The following is a 10,861-nucleotide window of genomic DNA, read 5'->3' on the forward strand; positions in this document are numbered from 1 at the left end:
CCCATTATCGACCAGGGTCAGGCTGAGGGGCAAATGCACACAGGAAATCGGCGCTTTGGCGCTGATCTGCTTATCCTGTCTGGCTTTTTCCATTATAATGGCCGCCATTTTTGCGACAGCATCGCATCAGGTAACGCGGCCGGATGCTGTCAGCTGCAGCGGCGAAGTTAAAAGGATAGTGTTATGCGTACAGAATATTGCGGACAGCTCAATCTGTCTCATGTGGGTCAGCAAGTCACGCTTTGCGGCTGGGTAAACCGCCGTCGCGATCTGGGCAGTTTGATTTTTATCGACATGCGCGACCGTGAAGGCATCGTGCAGGTGTTTTTTGATCCCGATCGTCAGGACGCATTTAAGCTGGCTTCTGAACTGCGTAACGAATTCTGCATCCAGATCACCGGTACCGTGCGCGCACGCGATGAGAAGAACAAGAACAGCGACATGGCAACCGGTGAAGTCGAAGTGTTTGCCCAGGCACTGACCATCATTAATCGCTCTGAGCCCCTGCCGCTGGACTCGAATCAGACCAACAGCGAAGAAGCGCGCCTGAAATACCGCTATCTGGATCTGCGTCGCCCTGAGATGGTAACGCGTCTGAAAACCCGCGCAAAAATCACCAGCTTTGTCCGTCGCTTTATGGATGACGAAGGGTTCCTGGATATCGAAACCCCTATGCTGACCAAGGCGACGCCAGAAGGCGCGCGCGACTATCTGGTGCCAAGCCGGGTTCACAAAGGCAAATTCTATGCGCTGCCGCAGTCACCACAGCTGTTCAAACAGCTGCTGATGATGTCCGGCTTTGACCGCTACTATCAGATCGTAAAATGCTTCCGCGATGAAGATTTACGAGCCGATCGCCAGCCAGAGTTTACCCAGATCGACGTAGAAACCTCCTTTATGACCGCGCCACAGGTGCGTGAAATCATGGAGCGTTTAATCCGCAATCTGTGGCAGGACGTGCAGGGCGTGGATCTCGGTGAGTTCCCGCAGATGACCTTTGCGGAAGCGATGCATCGCTACGGTTCCGATAAGCCGGATCTGCGTAACCCGATGGAGCTGGTGGACGTTGGCGATCTACTGAAAAATGTGGAGTTCCAGGTCTTCTCTGGCCCGGCTAACGACGAAAAAGGCCGTGTTGCCGCGCTGCGCGTACCGACCGGTGCGCAGCTGAGCCGTAAGCAGATTGATGAATATGGCAAATTCGTGGAGATTTACGGCGCGAAAGGGCTGGCGTGGATGAAGGTTAACGTCCGTGCCGATGGTCTGGAAGGCGTGCAGAGCCCGGTTGCCAAATTCCTGAATGCAGAGATCGTTGAAGGCATTCTGAGCCGCACCGGCGCGCAGGATGGCGACATTATCTTCTTTGGTGCTGATCGTGCCAAAGTGGTTGCTGACGCCCTGGGTGCGCTGCGCCTGAAAGTGGGCCGCGAGCTGAACATCACCGATGAGAAAGCCTGGGCACCGCTGTGGGTGATTGACTTCCCGATGTTCGAAGAGGACGAGGAAGGCGGTCTGGCTGCCATGCACCATCCGTTCACTGCGCCAAAAGAGATGAGCGCAGAAGAGCTGGCAGCCGATCCGACCCGTGCCGTGGCGAATGCCTATGACATGGTGATCAACGGTTATGAAGTGGGCGGTGGTTCAGTGCGTATCCACAATGGTAAAATGCAGCAGACGGTGTTCAGCATTCTGGGTATTGAAGAGCAAGAGCAGCGCGAGAAGTTTGGCTTCCTGCTGGATGCGCTGAAGTTCGGTACACCACCGCATGCGGGCCTGGCTTTTGGTCTGGATCGCCTGACCATGCTGCTGACCGGGACAGACAACATTCGTGACGTTATCGCGTTCCCGAAAACCACGGCGGCAGCCTGCATGATGACCGAAGCGCCAAGCGAAGCGAACCCGGCTTCTCTGCTGGAGCTTGGCATCCAGGTGGTTAAAAAAGAAAAGCCTGAGAATAAATAATGGGCTACAAACACCCGGTTTCAGTGCTGGTCGTCATTTCGGCGCGCGATACTGGCCGGGTGCTTATGCTGCAGCGGCGTGACGATCCCACGTTCTGGCAGTCGGTGACCGGCAGCCTGGAAGCGGGTGAGTCACCGCTGGCAACCGCGTGTCGTGAGGTGGAGGAAGAGGTCGGCATTAACGTGCTGGCTGAGCGGCTGGAAATAGAAGATTGTCAGCGTCAGATAGACTTTGAAATCTTCCCCCATTTCCGCCATCGCTATGCTCCGGATGTCACCCATAATCACGAGCACTGGTTTCGCCTGCAACTGCCGGAAGAGCGGGATATTACGCTGACCGAGCATCTGGCGTTTCGCTGGCTGGCACCCGCTGACGCTGCAGCATTAACCCGATCATGGAGTAACCGCCAGGCAATTGAAGAATTTATCTGAATGCTCGCCATCGCCCGGTATTCCATCGGCGGATAGATTAAATTTTATGAATCTGGTGAGTTTTAACAGGACTACACCAACCTATTGAACAGTCAGGCGTCATCCTCGCCACGAAATTGTTCACCGTCAGCGCGACATCCCCTGCGTACACCGCTACGTGAGGATGATGCACTAAGCTCGCCCATTGAGGGCAGACGGTTTTTTAAAAAACCGACGGTAGATAAGCTCGCAGCCAGGAGAGTCTGCACCCTGTAAAAGATCGGAGAAAAGTTAACATGGCAGGACACAGTAAGTGGGCAAACACCAAACATCGTAAGGCAGCGCAGGATGCCAAGCGCGGCAAAATTTTCACCAAAATCATTCGTGAACTGGTGACGGCGGCCAAGCTGGGCGGTGGCGATCCGGGTTCCAACCCGCGTCTGCGTGCAGCGATGGATAAAGCGCTGGCCAACAACATGACCCGTGACACCATGGATCGCGCCATCGCGCGCGGTGTGGGTGGCGAAGACAACGCCAACATGGAAACCATCATTTATGAGGGTTACGGTCCTGGCGGCTCAGCCATCATGATTGAATGCCTGAGTGATAACCGTAACCGTACCGTAGGCGAAGTGCGTCACGCCTTCACCAAAACCGGCGGCAACCTGGGCACCGACGGCTCCGTGGCTTACCTGTTCAACAAGAAAGGGGTTATCTCTTTCGCGCCAGGTCAGGATGAAGACGCGGTGATGGAAGCCGCACTGGAAGCGGGCGGCGAAGACATCGTCACCTATGATGACGGTGCGATTGATGTCTTTACCGCCTGGGAAGAGATGGGCACCGTGCGTGATGCACTGGAAGCCGCTGGCCTGAAAGCGGATACCGCAGAAGTGGCAATGATCCCGACCACCAAAGCGGAAATGGATGCGGAAACCGCACCGAAACTGCTGCGTCTGATCGACATGCTGGAAGATTGCGACGATGTGCAGGAGGTTTATCACAACGGTGAGATCTCCGATGAGGTGGCGGAAACGCTGTAATGGCGTTTATCGTCACAGCGTTAACCGGAGAGGCGTAATGTCGATTATTCTGGGTATTGATCCCGGTTCACGCATCACCGGTTATGGTGTTATTCGTCAGACTGGCCGCCAGCTCACCTACCTGGGCAGCGGCTGTATCCGCACTAATACCACCGAATTGCCCGCCCGCCTGAAGCTGATTTATGCGGGCGTGTGCGAAATCATCACGCAGTTTTCTCCCGATTTCTTCGCTATTGAACAGGTGTTTATGGCGAAGAACGCAGACTCAGCGCTAAAGCTCGGCCAGGCACGCGGTGTCGCGATTGTTGCTGCGGTAAACCACGATCTGCCCGTGTTTGAGTATGCCGCCCGTCAGGTAAAACAGACGGTGGTGGGCATCGGTAGCGCCGAGAAAAGTCAGGTGCAGCACATGGTGAGAACTCTGCTGAAGCTGCCAGCAAACCCGCAGGCGGATGCCGCCGATGCGCTGGCTATAGCCATTACTCACTGTCACGTAGCGCAGAACGCCGCGCGCATGAGTGACAGTAAGCTGGTGTTGACGCGCGGCCGGTTGCGCTCAGGTTAGGACACCGCACAGAACACACGCTCAGGCTGGATATTCATCCAGCCTTTTTTATGTTATAAAATCCGCCACATTCGTTAGTTAAGGAAGCATTCAGGTGATAGGTCGTTTACGGGGCAACATTCTGGAAAAGCAGCCGCCACTGGTGCTGCTTGAGGCACACGGCGTAGGCTATGAAATTCACATGCCCATGACCTGTTTTTATGAACTGCCTGAACTTCAGCACGAAGCGGTGATTTTTACCCACTTTGTCGTGCGTGAAGATGCCCAGTTACTGTTTGGTTTTAACAGCAAGCAGGAGCGTGCACTGTTTCGCGAACTGATTAAAGTGAATGGCGTCGGACCCAAGCTGGCACTGGCGATCCTCTCCGGCATGTCGGCGCAGCAGTTTGTTACTGCGGTAGAAAAAGAAGAGATCGCGTCACTGGTGAAACTGCCAGGCGTAGGCAAGAAGACCGCTGAGCGTCTGGTCGTCGAGATGAAGGACCGCTTCAAAGGGATGCACGGCGACCTGTTTGGCGGCGATTCGGCCTTTACGCTCACCACGCCGAGCGCCGAGCCGGAAACCAACGATGCGGAATCCGAAGCGGTTGCAGCGCTGGTATCGCTGGGGTATAAACCGCAGGAAGCGAGCCGTATGATCAGTAAAGTCGGTCGACCGGATGCGGATTGCGAAACCCTGATCCGCGAAGCGCTCCGCGCCGCCATTTGAGGTAAGTCATGATAGAAGCCGACCGCCTGGTCTCTGCTGCCAGCATTAACGAAGAAGAGATAATCGATCGTGCCATTCGCCCGAAGATGCTTACCGAGTATGTCGGTCAGCCGCAGGTGCGTGAGCAGATGGAGATATTCATCAAGGCCGCACAGCTGCGTGGCGATGCGCTGGATCATCTGCTGATCTTCGGTCCGCCAGGCCTGGGGAAAACCACGCTGGCGAACATCGTGGCCAACGAGATGGGCGTTAACCTGCGTACCACCTCGGGTCCGGTGCTGGAGAAGGCAGGCGATCTGGCGGCGATGCTGACCAACCTTGAACCCCATGACGTGCTGTTTATCGATGAGATCCATCGCCTGTCACCGGTGGTGGAAGAGGTGCTCTATCCGGCAATGGAAGACTATCAGCTGGATATCATGATCGGTGAAGGCCCGGCGGCACGTTCGATTAAGCTCGATCTGCCGCCGTTTACCCTGATTGGTGCCACCACTCGTGCAGGCTCGCTGACCTCGCCGCTGCGCGATCGCTTTGGCATTGTGCAGCGTCTGGAGTTCTATCAGGTTAAAGATCTGCAGCACATCGTAGGACGCAGTGCCGCCTGTCTGGGCCTGGCGCTGAGTGATGAAGGGGCGTTAGAGATCGCCCGTCGTGCGCGCGGCACACCGCGTATCGCCAACCGCCTGCTGCGCCGGGTACGTGACTTCGCTGAAGTACGGGCTAATGGTGATATGAGCGGTGAGGTCTCCTGCAGCGCACTGGATATGCTTAACGTCGACAGCGAAGGGTTCGATTATATGGACCGTAAACTGCTGCTGGCGATTATCGACAAGTTTATGGGTGGGCCGGTAGGGCTGGATAACCTGGCTGCCGCGATTGGTGAAGAGCGTGAGACCATCGAAGATGTGATTGAACCCTTCCTGATTCAGCAGGGCTTCATTCAGCGCACGCCGCGTGGCCGTCTGGCCACGCAGCATGCTTATCGCCACTTCGGCATTGCGCGCGAAGAGTAATTACATAGCCGGTCTGCGCACCATGCTGAAGATAAACAGGATGGCGGCGCAGAGCACCACGGACGGCCCGGCAGGTGTGTCGTAAAACGCAGAGAAGGTGAGACCGCCGGTGACGGCGATCACCCCGATGACCACGGCGACGGCCGCCATGCCCTCCGGCGAGCGCACAAAACGACGTGCGGTGGCAGCCGGAATGATCAGCAGTGAGGTGATGATCAGCGCACCCACAAACTTCATCGCCACCCCAATCGTCAGCGCCGTGACCAGCATCAGAATCAGCCGGGTTCGCTGGATATTCACGCCATCCACCTGCGCCAGTTCCGGGCTGATGGTCATCGACAGCAGCGAACGCCACTGCCACGCCATCACCAGCAGCACAATCACCACGCCGGCACCCATCATCCAGAGGTCATCTGGCGTCACCGCCAGCAGATCGCCAAACAGATACGCCATCAGATCGACGCGCACGTTCTTCATCAGGCTGACGACCACCAGGCCCAGAGACAGCGCGCTGTGTGCCATGATGCCCAGCAGGGTATCGATGGCCAGATGAGGACGACGCTCCAGCCAGACCAGTCCCAGTGCCAGGCAGACCGTGACCAGAATCACTGCGTAGTAGGGGTTCACGTTCAGCAGCAGGCCAAACGCCACGCCGAGCAGAGACGCGTGCGCCAGGGTATCGCCGAAATAGGACATCTTGCGCCAGACCACAAACGAACCCAGCGGGCCGGCAGCCAGCGCTAACATCACACCACCTATCCAGCCCGGTAATAACAACTCAATCATGATGAACTCTGTCCTTTGCGTAAAACGATGCGTCCCTGAAGGTCGTGACGATGATTATGATGATGACGGTAAATAGCCAGCTCCTGCGCGCCACGCGGGCCAAACATCGCGATGAATTCGGGATGCTGGGAGACCGCTTCCGGCGTGCCCGAACAGCAGATGTGATGATTGAGACACAACACTTCATCCGTTTTCGCCATCACCAGATGGAGATCGTGGGAAACCATCAGCACGCCGCAGTTCAGTTCCACGCGTAACTGATTGATCAGGTCATACAGGGCAACCTGACCGTTCACATCTACTCCCTGCGTCGGTTCATCCAGCACCAGCAACTGAGGCTGATTAAGCAGGGCGCGCGCCAGCAGCACACGCTGAGTTTCACCGCCGGAGAGCTTCTGCAACGGGGAGTTGAGCAGATGGCCTGCCTGCACGCGTTTCAGGGCCGGCATAATCTCCGCGTGTTTGCTGCCACGGGTCAGACGCATAAAGCGTTCAACTGTCACCGGCAGGGTGGGATCGATGTGCAGCTTCTGTGGCACGTAGCCGATACGCAGAGCAGGATCACGCTGAACGGAACCGCTCGCAGGGGCGAGCAGGCCGAGCACCACACGCACCAGAGTAGATTTTCCGGCACCGTTGGGACCCAGCAGGGTGAGAATGCGGCCAGGCTGCAACGCCAGGCTGACGCCTGATAACACATTGCGCTGGTTAAACTTTATCGAAACGTTATCGAGTGTGACAAGTGAGGTCATAGTATTTACAGGTTGCACAGAATTTCGAATGTTATAATATCACATTCCACCTCATGGTCACGATGGAATGACGCAATATGTTACATAATAAAAAGGGCACAATTTTCGCCCTGACTGCTTTATCTGTTTCAGCTTTGTTAACCCTTCCTGCTCAGGCAAATGTAGTGGCTTCACTCAAACCGGTAGGTTTTATCGCCGCAGCCATTGCTGATGGCGTTACACCGGTTGAGGTGCTGCTGCCGGACGGCGCGTCCGAACACGATTATGCCCTACGACCATCTGATGCAAAACGCTTAAAAAACGCGGACTTAGTGGTCTGGGTCGGCCCAGAAATGGAAGCCTTTATGGCGAAGTCTGCGGCTGAACTTCCGGCTCAAAAAAACCTCGCGATGGTGAACATCGACGGGGTGAAACCGTTATTGATTAGCGGTGGTGAAGATGAAGATGAACACGCAGCGGAAAAATCCGAAGATCAGGATGCTGAAGCTCATCATCACCATCACGGCGAGTTTAATATGCACCTGTGGTTGTCGCCAGAGATTGCGCGCAAAACCGCGGTTGCAATCCATGGAAAATTATTGGAACTTATGCCGCAAGATAAAGCCAAACTTGACGCCAACCTCCAGCAGTTTGAGGTAGCTTTGGCAGACACGGACAAACGCGTCAGCGCACAACTTGCTCCGGTCAGAAATAAAGGATATTTCGTTTTTCACGACGCTTACACGTACTTTGAAAAACACTACGGTCTTTCGCCCACCGGGCACTTTACCGTCAATCCTGAAATTCAACCGGGCGCTCAGCGTTTACACCAGATACGAACACAGTTGGTTGAGCAAAAGGCGGTCTGCGTCTTTGCTGAGCCACAATTCAGACCAGCAGTCATCGATGCTGTCTCCCGCGGAACACAGGTGCGTAAAGGCACACTCGATCCCCTGGGCACAGACATCAGCTTAGCCAAAGACAGCTATGTGAAATTCCTCTCACAACTGTCGAGCCAGTATGAAAGTTGCCTGAATGGAGCATGAGGAATAGGTAAAAGTGCAGCAGATAGCCCGCTCTGTCGCCCTCGCATTTAATAATTTGCCGCGCCCCCACCGCGTAATGCTGGGTTCTTTAACTGTAGTGACTCTGGCCGTCGCAGTCTGGCGGCCCTACGTTTATCATCCCACCGATGATGTCACGCCCATCGTTAAGAACATTGAACTGGATAAGAACACGCTTCGCACGCTGTTGCCGGAAGCCAGTGAGCCGATCGATCAGAGCACACCGGAACCGGACGAAGAGCTGCCTGCGGATGATGTCGATACCGACGTGCCGGATACGGCAGGGGTGCACGACTACACCGTTTCATCCGGCGATACCCTGAGCAGTGCCCTGAATCAGTATGGCATCGACATCGGTGACATCAATGCGCTGGTGATGAGCGACCGCGATCTGCGTAATCTGCAGGTTGGTCAGCAGCTGAGCTGGACGCTGGATGATGATGGCGGCCTGAAAACCCTGAGCTGGGAAATTTCCCGCCGTGAAACCCGCACCTATGAGCGCACCCCAGCGGGTGGTTTTAAGATGGATGCGGAGATGCAGAAGGGCGAATGGCGCAACAGCGTGATGCAGGGTGAAGTGCGCGGCAGTTTTGCCGCCAGCGCCACGCGTGCAGGGCTGAGCAGTACCGAAGCCCGCGCGGTGATCAAAGCAATGCAGTGGCAGATGGACTTCCGTAAGCTGCGTGCCGGTGACCAGTTCAGCGTTCTGATGTCCCGCGAAATGCTGGATGGTAAGAGTGCGCAGAGTCAGTTACTGGGTGTGCGCCTGCGCAGCGGTGGCAAAGACTATTACGCTTTCCGCGCCGAAGATGGCAAGTTCTACGATCGCAGTGGCTCTGGTCTGGCTCGTGGCTTTATGCGCTTCCCGACGGTTAAGCAGTATCGTGTCTCCTCCAACTTTAATCCGCGTCGTCTTAACCCGGTAACCGGCCGCATTGCGCCGCACAAAGGCGTCGACTTTGCGCTGCCAGTCGGAACGCCAGTGCTGGCGGTAGGTGATGGTGAGATTGTCGTGGCGAAGAACGGCGGAGCCGCGGGTAACTATGTTGCTATCCGCCATGGCCGTCAGTATATGACGCGCTATATGCACATGAAAAAAGTGCTGGTGAAACCAGGTCAGAAAGTGAAACGTGGCGACCGTATTGGACTGTCCGGCAACACCGGGCGCTCTACCGGGCCGCATCTGCATTTCGAAATCTGGATCAATAACCAGGCGGTTAACCCATTAACGGCGAAGCTGCCGCGCATGGAAGGTCTGACCGGCAAAGATCGCAGCGATTATATGGCACAGGTGAAATCCTGGCTGCCTCAGCTGGGTCTGAAGTAAGCGAATTTCGTCAAATCGCGCAAAAACCGACGGCTTCTCCGTCGGTTTTTTGCTATCTGGCGCAGGATGATTGCAAATTTTCAGGTCGTCACTATCATAAGCCGGTCATTGCTTGAGGCGAGTGCATGGAAACCCGTAAAAAAAATAACACTGAATTTATTCCCGTTTTTGAACGTTCTTTTCTCAAACCTAAGTACTGGGGCAGCTGGCTGGCAATCGGTGCGCTGGCGGGTCTGGCTTATTTACCGCCAAAATTACGCGATCCGCTGCTGGGCCGGTTAGGTCGGTTTGCCGGTAAGCTGGCAAAGGGCGCACGCCGCCGCGCGCTGATTAATCTCTATTATTGCCTGCCGGAACTCAGCGAAGAGCAGCGCGCCACGCTGGTCGATGAGATGTTTGCGACAGCGCCGCAGGCGATGACAATGATGACCGAGCTGGTATTACGCGATCCTGCACGCATCCGACAGCGCGTTGAGTGGCATGGTCGTGAAATCATCGATCAGATGAAAGCTGAGCAGCAGAATGTGATTTTCCTGGTGCCACACGGCTGGGCGGTAGATATTCCTGCCATGCTGCTGGCGTCAGAAGGCCAGAAGATGGCGGCCATGTTCCACAATCAGAGCGACCCGCTGCTGGACTATGCCTGGAACACTGCCCGTCGCCGCTATGGTGGCCGGATGCATGCCCGCAACGACGGCATTAAGCCGTTTATCAGTTCAGTACGTCAGGGCTACTGGGGCTACTATCTGCCCGATCAGGATCACGGTGCCGAGCACAGCGAATTTGTCGATTTCTTCGCGACCTACAAGGCGACATTGCCAGCGGTAGGCCGGCTGATGAAGGTGTGTCGTGCCCGCGTGGTGCCGCTGTTTCCGGTTTATAACAGCGTAACGCATAAGCTTGAGATTTATGTGCGTCCGCCGATGGACGATTTGCGTGAGGCCGACGATCACCAGCTGGCTCGCCGGATGAATGAAGAGGTGGAAGTGTTCGTTCGCCCGCATCCCGAGCAGTACACGTGGATCCTCAAGCTGCTGAAGACTCGCAAAGAGGGTGACATCGAACCCTATTCGCGCAAAGAGCTTTATCCACGCAAATAGCAGAAAGGCCGCGAAAGCGGCCTTTTTATTGCCAACTTAAAACCACGTCCTATGGACGTGGTTATCGCCTCGGTTCTGGCTCTGCCTGTAAAGACCTGCCCATGTCAAACTCCTCATCTGTTGTCCCCACAACTGATAAGGAAATTCAACATGA

General features: G+C 55.7%; 11 protein-coding genes. 9 read left to right on the top strand and 2 right to left on the bottom strand.

Features of this window, described 5'->3' with window-relative positions; genetic code table 11:
* Positions 1 to 183: 183 nt before the first annotated feature.
* The 6 genes from aspS to ruvB all read left to right on the top strand — a co-directional run bounded on the left by aspS (position 184) and on the right by ruvB (position 5,699).
* On the top strand, positions 184 to 1,962 hold the full coding sequence (gene aspS / locus F3I20_RS09120) for an aspartate--tRNA ligase (protein WP_150015309.1): 1,779 nt from the start codon (positions 184 to 186) through the stop codon (positions 1,960 to 1,962).
* Complete coding sequence (gene nudB / locus F3I20_RS09125; protein ID WP_150037463.1) at positions 1,962 to 2,393, top strand: dihydroneopterin triphosphate diphosphatase; 432 nt, start codon at positions 1,962 to 1,964, stop codon at positions 2,391 to 2,393. Before aspS ends, nudB begins: the two co-directional genes overlap by 1 nt.
* Positions 2,394 to 2,668: 275 nt before the next feature.
* Positions 2,669 to 3,412 (top strand): YebC/PmpR family DNA-binding transcriptional regulator, encoded by a 744-nt coding sequence (locus tag F3I20_RS09130; protein WP_150015311.1) that lies wholly within the window; start codon positions 2,669 to 2,671, stop codon positions 3,410 to 3,412.
* A 37-nt stretch (positions 3,413 to 3,449) separates the two neighbouring features.
* Positions 3,450 to 3,977, top strand: coding sequence for a crossover junction endodeoxyribonuclease RuvC (gene ruvC, locus F3I20_RS09135; protein ID WP_150015312.1), 528 nt, complete (start codon positions 3,450 to 3,452; stop codon positions 3,975 to 3,977).
* A gap of 94 nt (positions 3,978 to 4,071) precedes the next feature.
* Positions 4,072 to 4,686, top strand: coding sequence for a Holliday junction branch migration protein RuvA (gene ruvA / locus F3I20_RS09140; RefSeq protein ID WP_150015313.1), 615 nt, complete (start codon positions 4,072 to 4,074; stop codon positions 4,684 to 4,686).
* An 8-nt stretch (positions 4,687 to 4,694) separates the two neighbouring features.
* Entirely contained in the window at positions 4,695 to 5,699 is a 1,005-nt protein-coding gene (gene ruvB, locus F3I20_RS09145) for a Holliday junction branch migration DNA helicase RuvB (protein ID WP_150015314.1), read from the top strand.
* On the opposite strand, the gene znuB is transcribed toward ruvB, so the two are convergent.
* A complete protein-coding gene (gene znuB, locus F3I20_RS09150) occupies positions 5,700 to 6,485 on the bottom strand; it encodes a zinc ABC transporter permease subunit ZnuB (RefSeq protein ID WP_150037462.1) in 786 nt (261 codons plus the stop codon). It lies immediately after the preceding gene.
* Positions 6,482 to 7,237 carry a zinc ABC transporter ATP-binding protein ZnuC gene (znuC, locus tag F3I20_RS09155; RefSeq protein ID WP_150015316.1) on the bottom strand — a complete coding sequence of 252 codons (756 nt, stop codon included), beginning with the start codon at positions 7,235 to 7,237 and terminating at the stop codon, positions 6,482 to 6,484. The genes znuB and znuC overlap by 4 nt, the downstream gene beginning before the upstream one ends.
* Before the next feature lie 77 nt (positions 7,238 to 7,314).
* On the opposite strand from znuC, the gene znuA reads away from it, so the two are divergent.
* The 3 genes from znuA to lpxM all read left to right on the top strand — a co-directional run bounded on the left by znuA (position 7,315) and on the right by lpxM (position 10,707).
* A complete protein-coding gene (gene znuA, locus F3I20_RS09160; RefSeq protein ID WP_150037461.1) occupies positions 7,315 to 8,262 on the top strand; it encodes a zinc ABC transporter substrate-binding protein ZnuA in 948 nt (315 codons plus the stop codon).
* 13 nt (positions 8,263 to 8,275) lie between these two features.
* Positions 8,276 to 9,607, top strand: coding sequence for a murein DD-endopeptidase MepM (gene mepM / locus F3I20_RS09165; protein ID WP_150015318.1), 1,332 nt, complete (start codon positions 8,276 to 8,278; stop codon positions 9,605 to 9,607).
* Between the two features lie 125 nt (positions 9,608 to 9,732).
* Entirely contained in the window at positions 9,733 to 10,707 is a 975-nt protein-coding gene (gene lpxM / locus F3I20_RS09170; RefSeq protein ID WP_150015319.1) for a lauroyl-Kdo(2)-lipid IV(A) myristoyltransferase, read from the top strand.
* The last annotated feature ends 154 nt before the right edge of the window (positions 10,708 to 10,861 follow it).

It is taken from the genome of Candidatus Pantoea gossypiicola (genome assembly GCF_008632075.1).
Taxonomy (GTDB): domain Bacteria; phylum Pseudomonadota; class Gammaproteobacteria; order Enterobacterales; family Enterobacteriaceae; genus Pantoea; species Pantoea gossypiicola.